Source organism: Bacillus sp. lyk4-R2A-2, assembly GCF_030209735.1.
GTDB lineage: Bacteria > Bacillota > Bacilli > Bacillales > Bacillaceae > Bacillus > Bacillus pumilus.
In genome coordinates this window covers 24,274-47,609 of record NZ_JARVRK010000004.1, presented here as the reverse complement: position 1 = coordinate 47,609, position 23,336 = coordinate 24,274, and the positions used below count along the sequence as shown (strand labels likewise).

Sequence of the window (23,336 nt, the reverse complement as noted above, 5' to 3'; positions counted from 1 at the left end):
CAAACTTTTATTCCATAAAAAAAGCAGAGAAGTCTCTCTGCTATAGCTGTGCCATGCTTTCTTTTAAGGTATTGATGATAAATGAGGCGTCATCATCTGTTATATTAAGCGGCGGTGCAAGCTGGGCAACGTTATTATAGCCGGCCACTGTATCCCCATTTTTCCCGATGATTAGTCCGCGTTTTTTACATTCAGCAATCAATTGACCGACGACATGTGGCTCAGCTGGTTTTTTGGATTGTTGATCCTGAACAAGCTCAATGCCAAACAGCAAGCCTTTTCCTCTGACATCTCCGACAAATGGGTGTTCTTTTAACTCTTGCAAACGTTCAAGCATATCCCGGCCGAGCGCATCGGACCGTTCCACCAGTTGCTCGTTTTCCATAATCTCTAGGTTGGCAAGTGCCACCGCACAGGAAGCAGGGTGCCCGCCAAATGTATTCACATGACGCAGCCTGTCATACGTATCTTCTCCTGCATAGGCTTCATAGATTTCTCGTTTCACGCACGTTGCAGAAAGCGGTAAATAACCGCTTGTGATCCCTTTTGCCATGGTGATAATATCCGGCTTTACTTCCTCATGCATAAAACCAAACCGCTTCCCTGTCCGGCCAAATCCGCAGATGACCTCATCTACAATGAGAAGCGCTCCATGGGCTTCACAGATGTCTTTGACCTTCTTCAAATACCCTTTTGGCGGCATTAGGATACCTCCGCCCGTAATGATCGGCTCCATAATGACCCCAGCTATCGTCTCACTTAGTTCCCACGTCATGGCCTGATCTATTGCCATAGCACTTGCCAGATTCTCTTGATCCTCAGGATGACGATACACATCAGGCGGTGCGACATGAATAAAGCCCTGACCTAATGGTTCATATTTATATTTACGCTGCGCTTGACCGGTTGCGGCAAGAGCCGCTGCTGTATTGCCGTGATACGACCGGTACCGGGAGATAAACTTTGTCCTAGTACTTTCTCCTTTTTGCGTATGATATTGTTTGGCCATTTTAAATGCAGCTTCATTGGCTTCAGAGCCACTGTTAGAAAAGAAGATGACATAGTCCCCGCCAAGCCACTCATTTAGCTTTTCAGCCAGCTGAATCGCCGGCACGTGGCTTTGTGTAAGCGGATAGTAAGGCATTGTCTTTAATTGCTTATACGCCGCTTCTGCAAGCTCTTTCCGGCCATATCCGGCATTTACACACCAAAGGCCTGACATCCCGTCTAAATAACGATTTCCATGAATATCTGTCACCCATGCGCCTTCTGCCTCGTGAATGACCATACTTTCATTTTCCTTGTTTGTTCCTTTCATTTGATGCCAGATCAACTGATCATCTTTTGCCTGAAGATTTTGAGCCTGCTCATGTATTTTCATCTTCCCGCCCCCATGTATCCGTTTTCATCATTAAAGAAGCTTAGACCAATTCAGCAGCACATTGCCTCTCCATTCATTATATGGATGAAACGTGAGGCATATGAAACTGGAACCAGGCCGCCCGTAAGAGAGAACCAATCGTTACTTTCATTATAAAAAAGGGGTCAGGCCGATTACATTAGACAGATCGTCAACTGATTGAACACCAGCATAAGACACTTTTCTTGATGCCTTGGCAAAATGGAGCACACTCTGCTAACGTCGATTTCCTTGCAGGAATTCATAGGCAAGAATCGCAAATTCAAGCGCCTGTCGTTTCGGCGCCTGCATCATATCCTCACCGAGCAAGGCATGCAGTTTATCCAGTCTATGATAGAGGGTTTGCCTAACAATATAGAGCTGGCTTGCGGTTTCTTTTTTAGAACCGTTTGTCTGTAAAAAGATATTTAGCGTTTGATAGAGTCTCCCGCTATTTTGATTATCGTATACAATCACGGGCTCTAAATACTCTTTCACCATACATTCAAGCAGACCGCTTTCCTTCATCATAGGCATGAGACGGAGCATATGTAGATCTTGGTAAAATGGACTTTCCACCCGCTGAGGCATCACTTTTTTTAAATGCAGCACTTCTTTGGCTGCTTGAAAGCTTTTTCTCATGTGCTGAAACTTTTCACAATATTGTCCGATACCGAAATTGATCTCGGCCCCTCGGGGCTGCTCCCGGTCATACAATTGTTTGATGTCGTTTGCAGCCTTTTCTGCACGCTCTTTCCAGTCCTCTTTCTTTCTCGTGTTTAATAAAATAAACAAGGTTTGTTCTTGATGCTCATATGCAATCAGATGGAAACCAGCACGCTGAAAAATGGAGCGGCAAGAGACAAGAAAGTAAAGATTCCCTGTGATTTGTTCAATTTGATGATGCTTTTGAAACAGCAAGACTACGCAGCCAGTTGGCTTTTTCACCCCTTCTGTTTCTTCTAGGTGCTCTATGATCTCTTGTTCTGTATGCTCTTCTTGAAACCATTTTTGCAGCCATTCATTTTCTTTTGTCTTCTTCAGCTCTTCTGTATAAAGCTCTCTTAATGTTTGCTGGGCTAGAGCATTCGCTCCTTTATCCATTACAAGCAGTTCGAATTCAGAGAGCGTGTCCGCTTGATGAATGAGCACAAGATCTGCAAATGTTTGTTTGAGCGCAAGCACTTGTTTTTGTGTCACTTCGTATCCTTTTGGCACGGAAGCAAACTGCAAATAATTCATGACCAGTTCTTCGGTTTGTTTGGAAGAATCACATAAAATAATCGGCTCGCCCTGAATAGGGAGGAGTAAAAGTATCCCCCTTACGTGCTGATACACTTGATCCAATATATCCATTTGCGGATGCGGGGTCAGCAAAAGCTCATTTAGCTTTGATGACAGTGCTTCTAAATCAGCCATCATTTGATACTGACGCTCGATCATCATCGTATGAAGATGCTGCGTGATGTTGACGAACTTCACTTCTTTTGTAAACAGAATAAGCGGAAAATCTCTTTCTTCTGCATAGGTCAGTAATTCTTCCGGCACTTCGAATCTTAGCGGAACAAATTCAATACACAAGCCGGCCGCCCCTGAATCAATCAGCTGTCGTAAAAACGCTTGAAACACATCCAGTTGGTCATGGAAGCCTGCGGCTGTTGTTAATATAAGCTCGCCTCCATTTAATAAATCCTCTACATCAGGCACTTCTAACACATGTATCCATTTGACCTGCCGAAACAATCCTTTTTCCCCTGCTAACACTTTTGCATGCGCAAAATGCTTCGTTTTCAACACGTCACTCACTTGGAAATGAACATCTACATTCATTCATATGTCCCCCTTTGTTTGCCGCCTATCCCCTATCCCAGAGGGTGCATGGATAAAATCCATAATAAAACTGGTAATGTCACGATACTTAAGATTGTACTGAGAAATGTCGTGCTTGAGACAAACTCAGGCTTCGTTCGAAATTGTACAGCCATCAGCGTGGTATTTGCTGCTGTCGGCATGGCTGCCACTAAGATCATAATTTGTTTCACCATATCATCTACCGGTAAAATAAGCGTAAAGCCAAATGCAATGAGTGGGGAGATAAACAGCTTCAGCAATACAGCATAAGAAATATTGCGATAATCCACTTGCTTAAAAGAAATCACAGCAAGCTGCATACCTAAAATAAGCATAATCGTCGGAATGGCAGCATTCCCCACAAGCTGAATACCCGTCATCAGCTCTTTAGGTAATGAAAGGTCAATCAGCTGAAATAATAGACCGATGAGTGCCCCATAAGCAACTGGCATACGCAGTACTTTTTTCAAGACGACCTTTCCATCTCCCGCATCCTCCCCGCCCTTTGCTGCATAATACATGCCGATTGTACTCATGACAAGCTGCTGCAGCACCATCAACACGATCGCAATATCCAAGCCTGCTGCTCCGAAGACAAGAAGCACAACAGGCGTTCCATAGTTTCCATTGTTCATAAAGGCTGACGACAAAATCATGGCGCAATACGTTTCATTCGAATACCCATAAATACGAGATAAAATAAAGACACATAAAATAAGTGCAAGACAAAGTCCGACAACAAAAATGGATAAATACACATAGTCCATCGACACTTTGTTTTGATAAAAGGTTTCAAACGCAAGAAATGGTGACATTAAATATAAAGACATTGATGAGAGCGTATGTATGTCAAAACCAATCGCCTTCTGCCCGATATACCCGATCAGGAATATGCCGAACACTGGCAGTAAGACAAGTAAAAACTCCATGCTGCACCTACTTTTCTTTAGTTGAATTCCAGATTCCTTCTGCTCCTCATTATCATACCATTGATAAACAATAAAAAAGAAGCACCCTTATGAAAGGCCGCTTCTCTCCTCATCCATATAAAACACTTCCCACAAATGACCATCAAGATCCTGAAAGCTCCATCCATACATGAACTCATGATCCTGCTTTTCCTTAAACGGTGAACCGCCTGCTGCCATTGCCTGTTCGACAAGCTCATCGACCTCTTCTCGTGAATGAACACGCATAGAGATAATCACCTCTGATGCTTTTTTTGCATCCACTAATTGTTTCTCTGAAATGGACTGAAAATGCCTGAGTGACAACAGCATGACGGTGATCGTGTCATCAATGACCAAACAGGCCGCCTGATCATTCGTGAACTGCTGCTCAAATTCAAAGCCCAGCTGCTCAAAAAAAGCGATAGATTCCTTCACATGATTTACCGGCAAATTGATATACAGATGTTTAGATTGTCGCCCCATGTTCCTCTCCTTTTTGAACACATAATCTCCTTTCAGTATATTCAGCTTTTTCTTCAGCATCCCTTTGGCAATTGAAAAAAATATGTTATCAAAAAGAAGCGCCTCAACGATAGGCGCTTCCATCATTATTTCTTATATTCAATATGGTACACATCTCTTCTTCGGTCTTTCAGCTGACGTACGGTCCCATCTTGCCTTTGTCTTCTTAAAATTTCTAAATCGACATCCCCAACGACAACCATCTCAATGTTTGGATTACACTCTCCTACAATCCCATCTCTTGCAAATTCAAAGTCTGATGGGGCAAATATAGCCGATTGTGCATATTGAACATCCATATTTTCGGTTTGCGGAAGGTTGCCAACTGTTCCAGAGATGACGGTATAAATCTGGTTTTCAACCGCTCTCGCCTGTGCACAGTAACGTACTCTTAAATAGCCTTGGCGGTCTTCTGTACAGAACGGAGTGAAAATAATTTTCGCTCCTTTGTCAGCTGCAATCCGTGCAAGCTCAGGAAATTCAATATCGTAGCAAATTTGGATCGCAATTTTGCCGCAATCCGTATCAAATACCCGGACCTGGTCACCAGCTGAAATCCCCCACCATTTTCTTTCATTCGGCGTGATGTGAAGCTTATATTGCTTTTCAATCGTTCCATCACGTCTAAATAAATAGGCAATATTGTAGATTTTCCCTTCTTCTTCTACAAAGTGGGACCCGCCGATGATATTAATGTTATATTTCACAGAAAGGTCTGTGAACAAATTAATGTAGTCCTCGGTATATTCCGTGATCCGCTGCACGGCAAGACTAGGTGACCGCTCTTCTAAATAAGACATGAGCTGCGTCGTGAAAATTTCTGGGAATACCGCAAAGTCAGCTGATGCATCTGATGCAACATCCACATAATACTCGACCTGATTCATAAATTCTTCAAAGGAGTGAATTTGTTTCATCGCATATTGAATCACACAAATTCGAACAGGAAACGCCGATTTAAAATATCTTTTCGATTGCGGGCGATAATCGACATTGTTCCATTCCATTAACGTCGCATATGTGCTGGATGCTTTATCATCAGGCAAGTAATTCGGATTGATCCGCATGAGACTAAATTCATTTAACAGCTGAAAAGATAAAACGGGATCATAGATTTGGTGAAGCATGACCTGCTCAACATACTGGCGAGGCGTCATTTCCTCTTGGTATTTATGATAGTTCGGAATGCGCCCGCCAATGATGATGCTTTTTAAATTTAATCTTCTTGCCAAGTCTTTTCTTGCTTCATACAAGCGATGTCCAATTTTCATTCGTCGGTATTCAGGACTCACCATGACTTCGATTCCGTACATATTCATCCCATCCGGATTATGGTTTGTGATGTACCCATCATCTGTAATGTCCTGCCATGTGTGGCGATCATCGTATTCATCAAAGTTAATTAATAAACTTGAACAAGAGCCAATGATTTCTCCCTCGAATTCAGCACAAAACTGCCCTTCTGGGAAATGCTCAAGGTGGCTTTCAAGATGCTCTCGTTTCCAAGGATCCATGCCTGGAAAGCATACCTCTTGCAAGGCAATGATTCGGTCAATATCCTCTTCCCGGATATTACGGATCTCCATTCTTTTTTCAAACCGCGTTAAGTCTAGTTTTTCTGCCATGATGTATTTGCCCCCTTACTGATCCTCTTTTTCAAGCTGATGGAATAGCTGGAGCAATTCGATTTCAGCCATGGATTCTAATCTGACATCATATTCTTCAAATTGCAGCGTGCTCGTCACTTTGTTTGGGACGATGACACATTTCATACCTGCCCGTTTGGCAGCTACTGATCCATTTACAGAATCCTCAAATGCCACACAATCTTTTGGCTCTACCCCTAAGCAGCGTGCGGTTTGCAAATAGAGCTCTGGATTTGGTTTCACTTCTTCCACATCATCTGACGTGCGGATACATTCAAAATAGTCGAAAAGACCAATCTGCTTCAGGTGATCAGACACCCATTTATAGTCTGAGCTGGAAGCAAGTCCAATCTTGATCCCCAGCTCCTTTGCCGCTTCTAAATAAGCTTCTACACCAGGTCTTGCTGATTCGTCCTTCATTCTTTTTTGAAAACGAGAACGCCGATCTGCTGTGAGTGTCTCATGATCCAGTGTCTTTCCTAGCTGCTTTTCCAAATATTCAAATGGCTTAAAGCCTGCCTGCGTCCCAATGACCTTGCCCCATACGGAAAGAGGCAGATCTGACTCATGCTCCGCAAACATTTCTTGTAAAACCTCATATTCATGTGTTTCTGTATCTAAAATTAATCCGTCAAAATCAAATATAATCGCCTTTACCAACGAGGCCACTCCTTTTTTTTACAAAAGTCTTAAAGATATACTCAATGCTATCATATCGTGAATAAAATTGACTTTCAAAGATGAATGTCTGCTAAAATGATTATGTATAAAAGGAGCCTGCACCGTTTTGTGAGGCTCCTACCCATGTTCGGTTCATTCTGCAAGAGATCCAAGCGCTCCGATTCGTGGAGAAATAGGCGATGTTGAAAAAGAGCGGGTTTGGTATTACAGATCTTAAAGGTTTCTCCGTTCCCTTAAAAATAGTATGTGCGAGGGCCTTGTAAGTTAACAAGGAAGTTCACACCATCTTTTACGCATTTTGAAGGTGACGGCTGGCAAAATCGTCGAGATCAAACGGAAAAGAAAAGCCGCAGGCGTTGACCTGCTCACGGTTTCGCTCGAATAGCTCACGATCTCGTTTGGTGAGATGACGTTTCGGTTTTACAATAATGGTATGTAATAGCTGAAGTCCCGATAAAATACGAAAAGCATCATCCATCGTCCCGTTATATACACCATCAATAAAGGTAAGGGAGCGATCTTTTTGACGCATATCCCGCTGCTGTCCATTGACAGCATGAGAAAGAAGATCTTCAACATCCTTTGATATTTCTTCAATTGCCTGCTCTTGCAGGTCTGTAGCAGCTTTCATTAATCTCACGTGACATCTACCTCTCTGTCGTTATTCTTTATTCAGAATAGCACAGAAAAAAAGGCGTTCGCCAAGGTAAGTGTTTCCTATATATACCCATAGAAAGGAACGGATATCATGATCATAAAAGGACACACGCTCTCACTCAAAGTAGACGAGCAGTATCATCACACTTCACTCAGTCATTTTTTAAAGACAGCCGTCTCTGCATCAAAACCGATTATTCACTTTTGGATGGAGCATCAAAAAGTTCGTTTAAATCAAAAGCCTGCCCATCACGCAGCTAAAGTCAGTCAAGGCGATCAGATCATCATTGATTTATTTGAAACAGAAGAAAGTGATGTGACACCGGAATATGGTGAATTAGAGGTACTCTTTGAAGACGAGCATTTATTAATTGTGCAAAAACCTGCCGGCCGGCCAACTCATCCGAATGAACAAGGACAAACAGGCACACTGGCAAATCTTGTGGCATTCCATTTTCAAGCAAATGGTGAAGAAAAGCGGGTAAGACATATCCACAGGCTTGATCAAGACACGAGCGGCACCGTCATTTTTGCAAAGCATAGATTAGCCCATGCGGCTCTTGATCAAATGCTTTCTAAAAAAACAATCAAACGCACATACATCGCCATCGCAGAGGGACTTTTCAAAAAAAAGAAAGGCACCATCGATGCAGCGATCGGCCGTGACAAACACCATGCAGTCAGACGAAGAATCTCCCCTAATGGGCTAAAAGCTGTGACTCATTTTCAGGTCATGGACATGAATAAACGTCTGCAACTGACAGCCGTTAAACTTCAATTAGAAACGGGTAGAACGCATCAAATTCGTGTCCACCTGAGCAGTCTCGGGCATCCACTAGCTGGGGATACATTATATGACGGAGTTCGTGATTACATCAATAGGTGTGCTCTTCACGCCAAGCAAGTAGACATGAAACATCCTTTTACAGGTGAGCATCTGATCATCGAAGCACCTCTACCACCTGATATGGACCAGTTCATGAGTCAAATCATCCATTAACAAAAGAGCCTGCGTATGAAAAGCAGGCTCTTTTTCTTTATTCAGACACTCTTTTTGCATAAATAATATACCGCTCTGGCGCATTGCCGACGAAATGAAAAGGATAGCATGTGGTTAACACCAGCTCTTCCTTTTCATTCTGCAACGTAATGATGGATGTATCATGCTGATCAACAATTTTCGTATGTGTGATTTCATATATAAATTCACCATACGGCACAGTGATTTTCAGTTGATCTCCAATATCCAGTTCGCCTGTCCGGCGAAACACCGTGTCACGATGGCCAGAAAGGACGATTTGTCCATTTTGATCCGGATAATAACTGCCTTTGTAGTGTCCTACTCCCTTTGCAAGGTCATCCGCATCCGTCCCTTCGACAATGGGAAGGTCTGCTTTTAATTTTGGAATCGTCAGGATGCCAGAGGCTCTCCCCATTTCAGGAGCAAACTGCTTCTTGGACATCCCTTGATCGTCCGCCACGACCTTCTTCGCTTCGTCTAATGATTGGGCTGTTTGAAGATGAGTCGATGCGATTTGCCATATCCCCCAGCCGAGCAGCACAATCCCGGCTGTCATCACAGTCAGTGCAAGCCACTTTTTCATGCTTAAACTCCTTTGCCTGTTACATTTCTCTTAGATGATACGCTCTCTTTAGCTTGCTGCTTTTTCCTCTTGTTTTGCTTTTTGAATTCGTCCCTCTTTTTGATACACAATGGAAGCTCCTTCAAAGCTTTTCACAAAATCGACAGTGGCTTCTAAGTCTTCTGGGCCTGTTTCAGGGTTTTGCCCAAGCCTGCCTATTGGTGCATATTTACTGCCAGTTGCTGTTGCCATGAAGTTATTCACAGTGAGTGTATACGCTTGATCGAGAGCTATTGCTGAACCGTCTGGCAGCATCAAGTCGACTACTTTATATGTTACAGGATCATAGGAATATGAAAAGCCTGAAATGCTATAATCTGGTCCAAATTGTGGAGAAATTTGTGCTTCTATGATCTCTACTAAGTCTTTTCCCTTGATCTCTAGTTTGACTAAAACGTTGCCAAATGGCTGAATATTAAAGAGATCTCCCCACGTTATCGGCCCTTTTTCAAGGTTTTGTCTAATGCCGCCTCCATTCATCATGGCAAAGTCACTTTTCATTGAATATCTCATACCATCCGCAATCAAATTACCGAGCGGCGTGTCTCCATCATTTGAATAGCCGCCTTCCATTTTGACCCCGGCTTCTCCAACAACCTCACTAATAATCGGCTCCACTTCTTTCCCGTAATGAGCCAAAATGTCTGCTGCTTCCTTGTCCTTTTCTATACCAGCTTGATCTACATACTGGATATTCGCACTCTTTTTGACGATATCCTTCGTTTTACGGTCAAGTGTCACATTGACTTCGCCAATCGCCTTTCCATATTCAAAGGCTTGCACAATTAATTTTCCATTGACCTCTCCATTGACCACTTCATGATTATGCCCTGCAAAGATGACGTCAATTTCATCATCACCTTCTTTTGCAAGCTTTGCACTCTCTCCGGTGATCGTATCCCCATTTTGAGAGGCTGTCATATGAGCTAAAACCGCTATGGCTTTAACTCCTTTTTGTTTTAGTTCCTTCGTGGCTTCATTCACAGCTTTGACTTCATCTGTAAACTGAATGTCTTTAATCCCTTCTGGCATGACCATTCCTGCGGCTGACTTGGTCACAACGCCGATAAATGCGACTGGGATTCCTTCGACATCGATGATTTCATAAGCCGGTAAAAGCGGTTTGCCAGTATCCTTGTATTCACAGTTCGCACAAACGAGCGGAAAGTTCTGTCCGTCATACCCCTTTGTGCCTTTAGGATGATCTCCGCCATTTAAGATACGCAATAGCTCGTCTACCCCTTCATCGAATTCATGGTTGCCGACCGTGCCGACATCAAAGCCAATGTTCTCCATGAGTTCAACTGTTGGTTCATCTTGCAGAAGAGAAGATATTGGAGAGCTCCCGCCAATCATATCTCCAGCATGGACCGTGATCGTATTTTTGTGCGCTGCTTGTTTTTGCTTCATATAGGCCGCGACATAATCCATCCGCCCGTACATGCCTTTATTGCCATCATCTTTTACATCCAGTTCGTATTCTTGATCAATTTTACCATGTAAATCATTCAAACTTAAAATCGTTAATGGTACGTCGTCCGCATCCTTTGCCGGCTGATAACCAGCCTGTTCTGCTTCTTCTTTGGAAGCAAAAAAGACCCGTTTATCCACATCGATTTCTTTCCATTTGTCAGGGGACACGTAGGTTTTGACAGATGAATCACCAACATAGCGTGTCAGTCCTTTTTTCTGTTCACGTGCTCTAAATTCAAATGGCTGTTCCAGCAGAGGGTCTGCTTCGTTCCATATGCCCAGTCCTTTTTCCTTTGCTTCTTTTACTGCTTTTTGAAACGTATGATAGTCCTTTTCATCTCCAACTGGCCAGATGAAATAAGTAGGGGCATATCCTTTTTTCACAAGCTCTAGATTTGTATTTAACCCTTTTTTGGTTTTTACTTGAGCTAAAAGACGTCCATAGTTATCTTTCGCTTCAGGACCAATCTTTAATGTGACTTGGTCACCGCTCGAAAGTAGTGTTTTTAAATAGTCAGTCGCTTGCTGTCCAAAACGCAATTGGTTTTTGTCTAATTCGCTTTTTGGCTGATGATACGTTTCCGGCGTGTCCATATTCACAAAACGCACCTTTGTTGTACCTAAAACGGGCTTCTTTAGATGTATCGTATCTCCATCCACCACACGGTCAACCGTTGCTTTGTATTCTTTCTTCAACTTTGGCGGCTTTGGCTGGCGTTTCAGCAGGTTCATATCATCCTTATGTCTTGGAAGCACCTGCAACGTATCATATCTGCTTAACACCCCTGTAAACTCGTACCATTTTCCTGTCTTTACTTTATCAATCGCATTCGTATCGACCATCACTCTCAGAGTGGTGCTGTGATATTTTTTATCGATGATCACCACATTGTATCCACCGCCAGCCGGCTGCGCTGGTTTTGCCTCTACATAGCCTTTGACCTTTACTAGTCTTCCTTCATGTTTACCTGCTTGTTCCGTTTCTAGCTGCTTCACAGACACTCGCTTCGCCTTTGGCAAGGTTTGGTTCACAGCATCTATCTTCAGACTGCCTTGATCTGGCACAATTTCAATCAGTCCTTTATAAGACGTGATTTTACCAGTCACTGTCACCTTCATCCCTGCTTTTAGTTCCGGGAAGTGATTGGGCTGAGCTGAATAAACATTGATTCCAGCTGATTTGTCTTGAATGTATGTGGACAGTTTCCCATTGCCTACAGCTGATTGATCTGCTGTCACAATTCCGCTCACTGTCACGGTCTCTCCTATGAGCTGACGGGCTTTTTTGATCTGCACAATCTTTTTTTGTTTCCACACCATTTCTTTCTTTTCAGATGCATTGACCTCGCTCCCTGCGGACATACCAGGCAATAAGGATTGCAAACTAAAGATCACCAAAACCAAACAACAAATCATTCGGATAGACAGCATTCGTTTCATTAGACCTCTCCCCTTTGTGCTTCATCTCTCATAGTGTACAAAGTAAATATTGATGTTGAATGGATTTCATGTAAAACTTGTCTTTTTTAACTCATCGGAAAGGTAATAATCACTCGTGTCCCCTCAAAGTTTTTGCTTTCAAAACGAATGGTGCCGCCATGGCTTTCAATGATTTTAATGGTCATCATTAAACCAAGGCCTGTCCCCTTTTCTTTTGTTGTATAAAATGGTTCACCGAGTTTCCCTATTTCGTCCTCTGGTATTCCCTTTCCTTGGTCTTCAAAGATCAACATCATTTGCTGATCTTTCATGAGAGAGGTCACCTTGATGACGCCTGTCACACCATCCATCGCTTCTATTCCGTTTTTAAGGATGTTTAGGAAGACTTGTTTCAGTTCATTCGGAATGCCTTGAATGTTAGGGAGCGACGGAGACAGCTTTTTCTGAATGGACACGCCTTTTAAGACCGCCTGGGATTCAACGACCATGATCACTTCTTCGAGCAGAAGATTGACATGTACCGGTTCAAATTTCACCGATTTGCTTCTCGAAAGAACGAGGAATTCATTAATAATCGACTCGAGCCGATTAAACTCTGACATCATCACATCTGCATAATCTTTCTGATACTTCTTACTTTGAATCATCAGCTGTAAAAACCCTTTTAATGAGGTCAGCGGGTTCCGTATCTCATGAGCGATGCCTGCTGCAAGCTGCCCTACTGCTGACAGCATCTCAGATTTCATCAGCATCTTCTCTGACTGCTTTTGATTGGTGATATCCTCTGAAATCCGCATGACGGTTGACTGCATTTTGTCAGGGTCATCAATTCGGTGTAAAGAGACTCTCTCCCATCGTTCACGTCCAGATAAATCTTGAAAGTATAGTTCACCTGTCCAGCTGCCCTCTCTTAAACAAACCTTCCATTGTTTCTCTAAATCATCACATTGACATAGCGAATGATAGACAGAAAAAATATCTTTGCCGATCAGGTCATATTCATGCTGCTGGACAAACTGACAGAAACGCTGATTCACGCATTGGATGACACCTTCCTCAGTTGCCACAACAATATGAATATGGCTGTTATCAAGTGCCGTCACCGCTAGATGAAGCGACTGCTTGATTTTCGTTACTTCAGTCATTTTAATCCAGGTCATCACTGCTCCTTCACGTTCTTCATCGTAGATGGGTGTGATGTGAACGGTGAATTGCTCGCCTTCGTTCGTTTCAATTTCACGTTCGATCGCGCGCCTATCCGATATGACGGATTGGATATCATGATAGAGCGTTTCCTGCGTAAGCTTTTTAGCCATCGACTGAAAGGATTGCTGATGTCTGATTTTCGCAGAAGTAAATAAAGAGGCAGCTGTAGGAGTGTAATAGCGTATATTCATGTCCCTGTCCACAAACAGCGTTGCAAGCTCCGGCTTGACAGAGGGTTTGTACAGTTCTTCTCTTGTCACCCTCAAGTTGTTTATGATATTTATATAATGTTCGTGTTTTTTCTCAAGCTCCTCTAATTGCGTGTGTTTTGCTTTTAATTGAGCCCTTGCCTCCTGCTCCTTTTGTTTGACTTCATTGAGTTCATTTTCCAAATCGACAATACGCTGTTGATAGACTGAATTCTGATCTGACATCCCTATGTCCCTGCCGTTCTTTTGATTTTTTCCTCTCTCATTCATTCGAATGAGAATGACGTAAACTCCCTTAAAACGGCGGTCAAAACTTTTCACGGTAAAATCTGCATATTGCTTGCTGCCTTTTTCCGAAATGAGAACATGTTGAAACACAACCTCTGTCTCGTCTGTCCAAACCTTTTGAAAGGTTTGACTGAGCATCTCTTTCATATAATCTGGTGTCACATATTCACATGATTGATCTGACACTTCTGTATGATCTAAAAAAGAATACGCACCCTTTGATACTGCCAGGATTTTGTCACTATCGTTGATGACCATACATGCATCATAATCCTTGCTTACTTCTTGCATATATTGTTCGGCTCGCGCTTTCAACTCGATATCACGAGCGTCTGGTGTCCAAGGGACATGTGGTTTTGAAACGTTTGAATGGGTGTAAATGTTCCATTTTTCATTGAACAAATGAAACAAACGAGGGATATTGGGTACAGTTTCATTTGGCCCTAATATCAACATCCCTTGATCTTTTAAAGCATATTGGAATCGGGACAATACTCGTTTTTGCACTTCAGGCTGGAAGTACATCAGAACATTTCGGCAACTGATAAAATCGAGGTGGATAAAAGGTGAATCGATCAATAAATTGTGAGGTGCAAAGACAATATGTTTTCTAAGCGACTGCTTCACAATAAAAGCGTCACCTTTCCTTTCGAAATATCGTGCCCGCCATTTTTCCGGCATCCTTGCCATAGACTCTACTGAGTAAAGACCTTTACTAGCTGTTTGAATGGCTTTCCGGTTGATATCTGTTGCAAATACTTGAAGTTCAATGGTCACTTGTCTTCGCTTCATTTCTTCTAAAAATAAGATCGTAAAAGAATACGCTTCCTCTCCTGTCGAACATCCTGCAATCCAAATACGGCATCGAGATTTCCCGTTTTTCACCGCATTTTCAATGATCGACGGAATGATCTGATGTTCACATACATGAAAAGCCTCCATATCTCTAAAAAAAGATGTCATGCCGCTTAGAAGCTGAGCGTGCAGAAGGTCAAGCTCATCTGGTTCTCTTTCTAATAAGTAGTCGTACTCTGCTAACAATGAAATCCGTTTTTTTGCAACATTCATTCGTTTTTGAATGACAGATAGCAGCCTTTTCTTTTGATAGGTTGAAAAAGCAATGCCTTTATACATTTCAAGACGTTCAATAATTCTCAGTAAAACAGGATCTGCCTCATCGAGATGCGGGACGTTGATGATATTTGCGATATATGCCGCAAGGGTTGAAGGGTCTTTGAATGTTTGTTGATACAAAGTGTCAAAACCACTTTCTTCCTCACTGCACGATAAAACTGTACCGCCCTGCTCAACCAACTGAAGCAAGCCACTTCCCACGCAATGACCTTTTTGAAAGAAAATCGCATATGCCTCCTCCTTTTGAACGCTGGCAAGAGACTGAAAAAGCAAGTCCACAGAGCAAGCCATGCACGCCGGCAGCTGCTCTGATAGGTGCAACCGCTGATCTTCTGTTAACGTCACTACCGCATGCTGTGGACAAAAATAAATCGTCTTCTTCATGACTTTCTCACCATGTTTAATCGTTTTTGCCCGGTAGCCAATCGGTAAAACAAGTGCTTCCAAATCAGTTATACAATCGCCTGTCACATGATTTTGTACAACAATAAAAGAGGCATTTAGTTCATGTGGAAATGATTGAAAAAAAGCCTCAAGATGATGCTGTTCAAACGGCGAAACACCGATGCCAATCACTGGTGCCTGCACATGTTCGTCTTCTATCAAACGATTAATGATTTTGTCCTGCATCTGGTACCCCCATGTTCATTCGTCTGATACTTTTTTTCGACAAAAAGGAAGAAAACCCTCTAATTGTAAATAATGTTTTTTGCATGAAAGAAGGAAAACTTCCTCACATTAAAACAGAATGTATAAACAATAGGAGGAATCTCTATGCAAAACGATCAGCAGACAAACGTTCAAGGAAATGTCCAGCAGCCCCAATTCAATCATGGCGGGCATGAGTTATTTGATTTACATGAAGTATTAGCAGGGACCATTAATATTTTGGATCAATACATGATCTTTCGCCAATTCATCCAAGATCCCGTATTATCCGACATTTTAGATCGACAATATCAATTTGTATTGTCACAGTATAATGTCACGGTAGATTGTTTTTCTACTGGTCAAAAGCCTAGTGAAGAAACATCTACGTATATGATGAAAGAACAAACAGAGGTGACATACGGAATAAAACCATCTCAGCCTAAGAAGCCAAATCAATCGTTACAGGATGTAAAGGACTCGGGAATTACAGGGCATATGCTAGGTCTCGTGAAATCACATGCTGGATTACTTTCAATGACTGCACTAGAGGTAACAAACCCTGTGGTGCGACGTGTGCTTGCAGCGCAAATTCCGAACTTTATTGAAATGGCGTATGAAATTTTCTTATATCAAAATAAACATAGCTATTATCAAGTTCCGCAGCTTACAGCTCAAGATATGCAGGCGATGACGTCTACATTTGCCCCAATGAAGGGCCAAGTTCAAATGCCGCCAAACAAAGCCAATCAGCAAAAACCGCTTCATTAAACAAAAAACGGCCGACCTATATCCTCAGGTCAGCCGTTTTTTCTTTGATAACTCAGTTTAAATTGCTCTTCAAAATCTGCCAAACGTTGTCCTGTCGCTTGTTCAAAACCTCTATCAAAACGGCCAGTCTTCGCCGTTTCCTCCATAATCTCATGTATGACGTCTCGTCCATAAAGCTGCACGAGCTCATAAATCATATAGTAGCTTTGCACATAAACATCTGTCTCATACGTCATTCGGGAGTCCTGCCAATCTTGATCGGAATGAAGAAATTGAAAGGGAATGACGTCGAACCGTTCAGACGTGGCATTTAACACGTCATAGGCCGTCCATTCTGCTGTTCCCTCATGGAACCAAAGGGGAAAGATCACCGAAGACACTTCGTAAGAATGAACTTTTTCATAGAAAACAAAGTGAGCATATTCATGAATCAATAACGTGTTGAAAAAGTATAAAGGGAGTGTCTCTTTCTTCAATAATGCTTCCCGCTTATCTGGATATAACCCTATCATTTGATCATGATCGGAGTAAAAACCCGTAATATGCTTAATTCCTGCAAATTGCTCGATTGTCTCTTTATCATCAAAATAAATAATGTCTAAAGGTTTGTCAGTTTCAAATTGAAATACTGACGCTGTCCTCTTCTTTGCCTGATCCATGGCCTCAATTGTTAAATCAACAAAAGCGTCCTCTTCCTCTGCATAGTATATTCTAATATGTTCATAGACTTGCTTATTGAGTCCCTCCGTTAAAATCGTTTTAGGAGAAGACTGCTGCTCTAAATATTGTCCTGTCAGCTGAAACGCAACATAAATCAAGTATGCGGTGAAAGCATAAAAAATGAGACCTGCTGCTATCATTCCGCCTACAAGCTTTTTATGAATCAATGACGGCTTGGCTTTCATTTGCTCCCCACCTGAATTCATCCTGCAGCCTCTTTCTCTTTCTATGAAGAAACAAAGATCAACAAGAGGTGATATATTTTTTACTTTATGCAGTCAGGTGCGCAAGGTGCGGTTCCAAACAAAAAAGCCGCATATGACATACGGCTTTTGTCGTAGTTATTTTGATTCAGGGAAGACACGTCTGACCGTTTCAGTAAATTCATCGAAAAATCCTGAGATGGGCTCTCCGCTTCTAATACGTTTTCCGTACCCTTCCATACGATCGACAAAGTCTGGATTCGCAGATACATACACATTGTCGATTTGTTGATCCGTTGATTTGACTTTATCAGAAATTTTCTTTTTCAAATCTTCTGTTACATTACCGCTTTTATCGCCTTCAAGCATAACGGCAACAAATGCATTCTTTCCTGTAACAAGTACGTTCGCTGTTTTTACTTCAGACATGTTGGCTACTAGCTCTGACGCTTTATCTGCCACTTTGACCTTCTGAGGTGTTTGAACATCTGGCTGATCCTGCCTCATGTTGTCATTCTTATATGTGACATTTTCATACTGTCGTTTCATTGTTCCTCTTCGCTCATCGCCCTGGTTGTTCATACCACATCCAGTGGTAATCAATGCTGGAACGAGTAGTAAAGATAGCATCCATTTCTTATTCATCATTTATTCCCTCCTTTTGCTCTTAGGTTTTTCATCCAGTCGGCTTTTTATGCATACATCCTCTCTTTAAGCGAATTGAATTCATAATTCAGCTTTGTTTGGTCATCCTAAACATGATGAAGAAGAATCATCACGATCAAATGGAGGGATTCGTTTGTTTAAAAAAAGAAAAGGCATGAGCACTGGCGCAATGATCGCAGCATCTACAGCCATCATTGCATTATTTTCCCCAGTTTTACGAAGAAGACTGAAAAGCATGACGCAAATGAATATGTCTTCAATGATGAAGGGAAAAGATCAACAGCACCATGAATCGTCTCGACAAGAGTCACACGCACAGAAAGAATCAAAGGGCACTGCGGAAATCGGACAAATGATGAAGCAGGCATTCACTGCTGTACAGCCAAATCATACGAATCAGCACCAATCGACATCAAGAAACCATCAGCCAAGAGAGTCTTATGCACAGTCTCTTCATATTGATGAAAGTGTCATGAATGTGATGGATGATGAATCAATCCAGCAAGTGATCAATGACATCGAGCACAAATAAGAAAACAGGAGCCTTTATGAATAGAGGCTCCTGTTTATTCTCCTGAAAAATGTTCTTTCATCATCACAGAGAAGAAAGGTAAAAAGGTGATTTCAACTGTTGTGATAAAATCGCCATAAGCTTCCACTATGATTAAAAGCTCTTTTTCGTATTGCTTGTCTTTTTTTATCTCTACATGTTGCACGGTTTTAAAATCATAGATGCCTAAAACAGATCCATCTTTTTTTCGAACAGCTTTTAACGTAAATTCTTGACTTCCAAGGTACATCGTGACAACGAAACGCTCGTCTTGATTCTCAAATCGAAATGTCAGGCTTTGATATTCAATAGGCATCCCTTTCTCGAACCTTTCATCTGGCTCCGTTTCAAAAAAAAGAAAGCCAGTCCGTTTTATCTGGGAAGCGTTTTCCTCGCATATGTTTCGATCCCCTTATAAGTGAAATTTTTATTAATTATCCTTTTTCCCCTTTTCTTTTGCAACAAATTTTAGTAATTTTAAAAAGGTGATTTAATTTTGCTAAGAGACCTCTTTATTAATTTAACAATTCTTGTCACTTTTCATTATCTATTTCTGCTTGTGTTTAAAGAGAATTTTCTTAAGAAAGAAGATACCCTGCTCAGACAACTATTCAAAGGCATTCTTTCTGGGTTACTCGGTGTCCTCTTAATGTTCTTCTCTATCAAAGCAGGACCAGCCATCATCGATTTAAGACATATCCCCCTTATTTTAACGGCCTTTTATGGAGGCATCGCCCAAACCATCATTGCAGCCTGTGTTGTAATCATTGGTCGATTATTAATCGAAGCCAACGTCGCTTCTTTCATCAATATTTTTTCCATGATGATCATCGCAACAGCTTCTTTTTTAATTGCTGAGCGCCATATGAATCAAGTTATGAAAATGCTTTTGTCCATTACGTTAGGTAATGTCATTGCCACAAGCCTGTTTATCATGATCGTGCATGAGACATCATTTGAACTGCATTTTGCTTATTGGATGTTCTCATATGTTGCAGGACTGTTTAACTTTTACGTCATTGAGCATCAAACAAAAGCATATCAGCTGTTAAATTTGTATAAATTCCAAGCTCATTATGACTTTTTAACAGGTGTTTTAAATAAGCGGAAGTTCGATGAGGTCTTAAATGATGCTTTTTCGATGAAATTTAAGCAGCCTATCCATCAAATATCCCTTATTTACTTAGACATCGATTACTTCAAATCCATCAATGACCAATATGGACATCATGAGGGAGATATGGTTTTAAAAGAAATCGGAAAAAGGCTGATGAAAAACACAAGAAGCTCAGATTATATTGGCCGAATTGGCGGTGAGGAATTTGCCGTCCTTCTACCCAATTGTACAGTTGAAAAAACATGGCAGATTGCAGAACGCTTACGAAGAAAAATAGCAGATCAGCCGATTTATTTACAAAATGGCATGTCCATTCATATTACAGTATCACTTGGGTGTGCGTATTTCCCCGGGACAAGTCCAAATATCAAGCAATTACCGATTATAGCTGACCAAGAGCTCTATAAAGCGAAGCAGTCTGGCCGAAATCAAGTGAGCTTCTCAGGGAGAAAAAGAGGCCAATGAACATAGGCTTTTTCCTCAATTTGTTAGCGCTAATTATTTTTAAAAAAGTTTTTGGATAACAGTTGTTTTTTCCCGCAAACACTGGTAAAGTAAAGGTAATTATTTTTGTTCGTATCATCTTTAAGAAGAAAGTTTTGAAAGAGTTTTCGTCTTTGAAGTTTGTGTAAGAGCAAGAATAGTGAATTTAAGCGTTAAGATCGCTTTAGGAGGAAATTTCATGTTAGAAGGTAAAGTAAAATGGTTCAACTCTGAAAAAGGTTTCGGATTCATCGAAGTAGAAGGTCAAGACGATGTATTCGTTCACTTCTCTGCTATCCAAGGCGAAGGCTTCAAAACTTTAGAAGAAGGTCAAGCAGTTTCTTTCGAAATCGTTGAAGGTAACCGTGGACCACAAGCTGCTAACGTTAACAAAGCGTAATTTAAGAGCATCTGCTCTTTAGCACTTTATAGAGTGAAGGAAAACCGCCCGGCTTCTGCCGGCGGTTTTTTTGTGCTATAAAAAAAGAGAACCTGACGAGAGGTTCTCTTTTTTATTTGTCGTTCTGCTTTAGCTTCTGCAAAGCAGAACGATACATATCATCATTCATTTTAGTTTCTGGCTCTTCTTCTTTGACAGGTGGTTCTGGCTGCTTAAACTTTTGAAGCGCCTGTCTATAGAAATCATCACCAGACACTCGTTCATCCGTTTGAGAAGGTGTTGACGCTTCCTCTTCTACTTCAGGCTCTACAGGTCTCGCCGCAACTTCTGACTCGCTACGGGGCACGTCAGGCTGTTTGGGCACATCTTCATTGATCTCTTTCTTCTCGACCGAAGCGTGTCTGACATTGAATGCTACTAATCCGATAATGACTAGAACAGCAGCTACTAACGCTACAATAATCGTCGCCAAAAGAACCCTCTCCTTATCGCTTAAATGACGCAGTGACTGATGCTACACGTCTTCCTAATGCTTTCCCGAGTTCAATGCCTTCTGTCGAAATCACTTCATCAGAATCAATCGGACATGTCACACCTGCTCCATAGTAAGAGCCGTATAAAGCATTTTCTGGCACATTTCCAGGAAGACCAACGACAAGCATCCCTTGGTGGAACATTGGTGTAATCAAATTATGCATCGTCATTTCTAAACCGCCGTGCGTTGTAGCAGTTGTACAGAAAACGGCACCGACTTTATCGATTAGTTTTCCCTCTGCCCATAGGTAGCCAAGACGGTCAATCCATGTCTTTAATCCAGCACTAATGGTCCCAAAGTGACCAGGGCAGCCCCAAATGATCGCATCCATTTGATCCAGCTTGCGAATATCCGCATCTTTCACGTGATCAACGAATACTTCAGCCTGCTCTGTTTCACCTGCGCCTGCTGCAATTGCTTCTGCCAGTGCTTTTGTATGGTTACCTTCACTATCGTATACGACATAAATTTTCATGTACGGTCCCTCCACACTTATCTTGCATCTTGGTTTGCTTCCTTAGGTGCTGGAAGCAGTGTTATTTCTTGTTTTTTATGCTGCTGATCTTTTCGCTTTTTATCCTTACGTACATCACGCAGGAACAAGCTAAGAATGACACCAGCGGCACAGAATAACGTTACCCACATGTAAGCATCATTGATACCCATTACGTTTGAATCAACCTGTGCTTTCGTAAAGAGCTGGGTGGATACATATTTTTGAGCAGCTTCAGCTGTCATGCCCATATGATGCATCACATTCGACACAGCCGCCTGGAATGAATTCATAAAGAATGGGTCCGCTGTATTTGTTTGATCCGCCATATTGGAATAATGGAATGTTGTCCGATTCGTATAAATCGTTGTGATCAAACTCGTACCGATCGAACCGCTTATTTGTCTTAATGTATTAGACATCGCTGTACCATGGCTGTTTAAGTGCTGTGGTAATTGGTTCATCCCAGCTGTCATCACCGGCATCATAAGGAGTGACATACCGAATGCACGCACTGCATACATGAGTACAATGTGACTATATGATGTATCAATGGTCAGCCTTGTAAACTCGAATGTGGTGACAACGGTAATGAGCATCCCCACAATCGCAAGCGGACGAGGTCCAAATTTATCAAACAAAATCCCTGAAATCGGGGACATAATCAGCATCGCAAGTGCCCCCGGAAGCATTAATAGCCCGGATTGCAATGCCGTAAATCCAACGAGGTTCTGCAGATAAATCGGAAGTAAGAACATCCCAGTGTATAAGGCAACTGTAATAATAATATTAATAACACTTGATAATGAGAAAATGCTGTATTTAAACACACGGAAATCAAGCATCGGATTATCAACTTTCAGCTGTTGGAAAATAAAGAGAATGATCGCAATCGCACCAACAATAATCGTCGATAAGACGATCGGATCTGTCCAGCCATCACTTCCGGCTTCACTCACTCCGTATAGAAGCGAAGCAAAACCAACGATGGAAAGAATCGCACCAAGGCCGTCCAGCTTGATCTTTTTAGGCTCTACAATATTTCTAAACATAAAGAAAGCCGCGATAATGACAATTGCTCCGATTGGAACAAGTCCATAAAACATAATACGCCAAGAATAATGTTCAATAATGTAACCAGATAATGTTGGTCCTACCGCTGGAGCAAACATCATTGCAAGACCGAAAATCCCCATTCCTTTCCCTCTGTTTTCAGGAGGGAAAATAAAAAGGATTGTTGTCATCACAAGCGGCTGCAGAATACCGCCGCCGATTGCCTGAATCAAACGACCGATAAGCATCGTTGAAAAGTTCGGCGCAATCCCGCAAATAAAGGTCCCTAGTGTAAACGAGATCATGGCAACTAAGAATAAGCTGCGCTGTCCAAAGCGTGTGATTAAAAACGCAGATAACGGAATCAGCACACCGTTGACAAGCATATAACCTGTTGTAAGCCACTGAATCGTCGTTGCACTCACATTAAATTCAGTCATTAAATGGGGCATGGCTACGTTCAGAAGTGTTTGGTTCAAAATCGCTACGAACAAGCCGGCCATTAAAATGATCAGTAAAGACAAGGAGCCTGCTCCCTGTTTTGTTGCTGCAGGTTGATTTGCCATCTCAGACAACCTCCTTTCATTTTTTGATATCA

General features: G+C 41.9%; 21 protein-coding genes. 5 read left to right on the top strand and 16 right to left on the bottom strand.

Annotated elements, in window-relative coordinates; translation table 11 throughout:
* Positions 1-40 precede the first annotated feature (40 nt).
* From QRN39_RS02980 to QRN39_RS02950, 7 genes are all read right to left on the bottom strand, one after another.
* Complete coding sequence (locus tag QRN39_RS02980) at positions 41-1,381, bottom strand: aspartate aminotransferase family protein (RefSeq protein WP_137054855.1); 1,341 nt, start codon at positions 1,379-1,381, stop codon at positions 41-43.
* A gap of 255 nt (positions 1,382-1,636) precedes the next feature.
* Complete coding sequence (locus tag QRN39_RS02975) at positions 1,637-3,229, bottom strand: PucR family transcriptional regulator (RefSeq protein WP_253622784.1); 1,593 nt, start codon at positions 3,227-3,229, stop codon at positions 1,637-1,639.
* A 32-nt stretch (positions 3,230-3,261) separates the two neighbouring features.
* Positions 3,262-4,179: an AEC family transporter gene (locus tag QRN39_RS02970; protein WP_003212117.1), complete on the bottom strand. Its 918-nt coding sequence runs from the start codon at positions 4,177-4,179 to the stop codon at positions 3,262-3,264.
* 87 nt (positions 4,180-4,266) lie between these two features.
* Complete coding sequence (locus tag QRN39_RS02965; RefSeq protein WP_050945474.1) at positions 4,267-4,683, bottom strand: VOC family protein; 417 nt, start codon at positions 4,681-4,683, stop codon at positions 4,267-4,269.
* A gap of 125 nt (positions 4,684-4,808) precedes the next feature.
* Positions 4,809-6,347 carry a bifunctional GNAT family N-acetyltransferase/carbon-nitrogen hydrolase family protein gene (locus QRN39_RS02960; protein WP_106032291.1) on the bottom strand — a complete coding sequence of 513 codons (1,539 nt, stop codon included), beginning with the start codon at positions 6,345-6,347 and terminating at the stop codon, positions 4,809-4,811.
* A gap of 15 nt (positions 6,348-6,362) precedes the next feature.
* Complete coding sequence (locus QRN39_RS02955; protein ID WP_003211898.1) at positions 6,363-7,028, bottom strand: HAD family hydrolase; 666 nt, start codon at positions 7,026-7,028, stop codon at positions 6,363-6,365.
* A 310-nt stretch (positions 7,029-7,338) separates the two neighbouring features.
* Positions 7,339-7,689 carry a DUF5365 family protein gene (locus QRN39_RS02950; RefSeq protein ID WP_003212251.1) on the bottom strand — a complete coding sequence of 117 codons (351 nt, stop codon included), beginning with the start codon at positions 7,687-7,689 and terminating at the stop codon, positions 7,339-7,341.
* Between the two features lie 108 nt (positions 7,690-7,797).
* Here QRN39_RS02950 and QRN39_RS02945 point away from each other — a divergent pair, with 108 nt between their 5' ends.
* On the top strand, positions 7,798-8,706 hold the full coding sequence (locus tag QRN39_RS02945) for an RluA family pseudouridine synthase (RefSeq protein ID WP_284906186.1): 909 nt from the start codon (positions 7,798-7,800) through the stop codon (positions 8,704-8,706).
* 37 nt (positions 8,707-8,743) lie between these two features.
* Here QRN39_RS02945 and QRN39_RS02940 read toward each other — a convergent pair whose 3' ends face one another.
* From QRN39_RS02940 to QRN39_RS02930, 3 genes are all read right to left on the bottom strand, one after another.
* On the bottom strand, positions 8,744-9,310 hold the full coding sequence (locus QRN39_RS02940; protein ID WP_137054860.1) for a class D sortase: 567 nt from the start codon (positions 9,308-9,310) through the stop codon (positions 8,744-8,746).
* Between the two features lie 48 nt (positions 9,311-9,358).
* Positions 9,359-12,262 (bottom strand): 5'-nucleotidase C-terminal domain-containing protein, encoded by a 2,904-nt coding sequence (locus QRN39_RS02935; RefSeq protein WP_284906185.1) that lies wholly within the window; start codon positions 12,260-12,262, stop codon positions 9,359-9,361.
* An 86-nt stretch (positions 12,263-12,348) separates the two neighbouring features.
* Complete coding sequence (locus QRN39_RS02930; RefSeq protein ID WP_268494156.1) at positions 12,349-15,729, bottom strand: CheR family methyltransferase; 3,381 nt, start codon at positions 15,727-15,729, stop codon at positions 12,349-12,351.
* 144 nt (positions 15,730-15,873) lie between these two features.
* Here QRN39_RS02930 and QRN39_RS02925 point away from each other — a divergent pair, with 144 nt between their 5' ends.
* A complete protein-coding gene (locus tag QRN39_RS02925; protein WP_284906184.1) occupies positions 15,874-16,518 on the top strand; it encodes a spore coat protein in 645 nt (214 codons plus the stop codon).
* 29 nt (positions 16,519-16,547) lie between these two features.
* Here the strand turns inward: QRN39_RS02925 and QRN39_RS02920 are convergent, their stop codons facing one another.
* The gene (locus QRN39_RS02920; RefSeq protein WP_310427296.1) at positions 16,548-17,423 is read right to left on the bottom strand and encodes a hypothetical protein; all 876 of its coding nucleotides are present in this window, start codon (positions 17,421-17,423) and stop codon (positions 16,548-16,550) included.
* 156 nt (positions 17,424-17,579) lie between these two features.
* The gene (locus QRN39_RS02915) at positions 17,580-18,089 is read right to left on the bottom strand and encodes a YhcN/YlaJ family sporulation lipoprotein (protein ID WP_003211812.1); all 510 of its coding nucleotides are present in this window, start codon (positions 18,087-18,089) and stop codon (positions 17,580-17,582) included.
* Positions 18,090-18,240: 151 nt separating this feature from the next.
* Here QRN39_RS02915 and QRN39_RS02910 point away from each other — a divergent pair, with 151 nt between their 5' ends.
* Positions 18,241-18,639 (top strand): hypothetical protein, encoded by a 399-nt coding sequence (locus tag QRN39_RS02910; RefSeq protein ID WP_050945440.1) that lies wholly within the window; start codon positions 18,241-18,243, stop codon positions 18,637-18,639.
* A gap of 34 nt (positions 18,640-18,673) precedes the next feature.
* Here the strand turns inward: QRN39_RS02910 and QRN39_RS02905 are convergent, their stop codons facing one another.
* Entirely contained in the window at positions 18,674-18,973 is a 300-nt protein-coding gene (locus QRN39_RS02905) for a hypothetical protein (RefSeq protein ID WP_284906182.1), read from the bottom strand.
* A 180-nt stretch (positions 18,974-19,153) separates the two neighbouring features.
* On the opposite strand from QRN39_RS02905, the gene QRN39_RS02900 reads away from it, so the two are divergent.
* Together QRN39_RS02900 and cspB are read left to right on the top strand one after the other, a co-directional pair.
* Complete coding sequence (locus tag QRN39_RS02900) at positions 19,154-20,239, top strand: GGDEF domain-containing protein (RefSeq protein WP_003211754.1); 1,086 nt, start codon at positions 19,154-19,156, stop codon at positions 20,237-20,239.
* Positions 20,240-20,456: 217 nt separating this feature from the next.
* On the top strand, positions 20,457-20,657 hold the full coding sequence (gene cspB / locus QRN39_RS02895; protein ID WP_003212277.1) for a cold shock-like protein CspB: 201 nt from the start codon (positions 20,457-20,459) through the stop codon (positions 20,655-20,657).
* 112 nt (positions 20,658-20,769) lie between these two features.
* Here the strand turns inward: cspB and QRN39_RS02890 are convergent, their stop codons facing one another.
* From QRN39_RS02890 to QRN39_RS02880, 3 genes are read right to left on the bottom strand one after another with little or no spacing between them, the layout of a single operon-like run.
* On the bottom strand, positions 20,770-21,129 hold the full coding sequence (locus QRN39_RS02890; RefSeq protein ID WP_268459691.1) for a hypothetical protein: 360 nt from the start codon (positions 21,127-21,129) through the stop codon (positions 20,770-20,772).
* A 13-nt stretch (positions 21,130-21,142) separates the two neighbouring features.
* Positions 21,143-21,667 carry a flavodoxin family protein gene (locus QRN39_RS02885; protein WP_003210946.1) on the bottom strand — a complete coding sequence of 175 codons (525 nt, stop codon included), beginning with the start codon at positions 21,665-21,667 and terminating at the stop codon, positions 21,143-21,145.
* A gap of 17 nt (positions 21,668-21,684) precedes the next feature.
* Positions 21,685-23,304, bottom strand: a complete 1,620-nt coding sequence (locus QRN39_RS02880) for a DHA2 family efflux MFS transporter permease subunit (protein ID WP_050945441.1) — start codon at positions 23,302-23,304, stop codon at positions 21,685-21,687.
* Positions 23,305-23,336: the final 32 nt, after the last annotated feature.